1 protein-coding gene is annotated in these 649 nt (G+C 53.8%); it reads right to left on the bottom strand.

The features are described from left to right. On the bottom strand, nucleotides 1-649 hold a 649-nt coding region (locus C7B65_RS28255), incomplete at both ends, for a hypothetical protein (RefSeq protein ID WP_181314526.1).

The raw sequence follows: 649 nt of genomic DNA, 5'->3' as shown, positions 1-649 counted from the left end.
GCGAGTCGCGGTTCATTGAGCGCTACGCTATTCGCCGCTGCATTCAAAAGATTGTTGAGGAACTTGAGGGTGCTGATCGGGTCACTCACCCCATTGAGCAGCCGTCCTAGCGCCTCTACTCCATTCTGGAGTTGTGCCTTAATTGCATCCTTGCCAGGAAGCCTGCCACTCGCTCCAGGCTGTTGAGCACGCCACAGCAGATCCAAGAACCCAAAGTCTGCATCACTCGCTAGAACGGTGCCCGTTTCTCGACTCGGAGCTAATTTTGCATAGGTTTGCCCTAGTTCTAATGCGGCTTTGAGCAACGTTGAGTGAGCTTCTGGAGTCGTGGAGATCGCCTGACCATATAGCACCTCATTAAACGCCGCTAACAACGTTGCTTGAAACACCTGCACGCTGACTGCCGTGGAATCCTTCACCAAATCCTGTGCCAGCACATAGCCTGCCCCACCTGCTTTGCTTTCGAGCAACCCATTGAGCGGGCTGTCTTCTCCCACATCGGTTGGGTTGTAAGCTGTCACAAATAGGTTCTCCATCACCCCTTGCATCTGGTCAAAGAACGCTTGGTCGTTGAGGGAATCGTTGTCTGCCTTGCTGATGCGGTTGAGGCGATCGGCGATCGCCCTCAACACCTCCTGACGATTTTGCA

The organism is Phormidesmis priestleyi ULC007 (genome assembly GCF_003003695.1).
GTDB classification, from domain to species: Bacteria; Cyanobacteriota; Cyanobacteriia; order Leptolyngbyales; family Leptolyngbyaceae; genus Phormidesmis_A; species Phormidesmis_A priestleyi_A.
The sequence above is the reverse complement of the archived record's forward strand: the minus strand, read 5'-3'. Positions and strand labels throughout refer to the sequence as shown.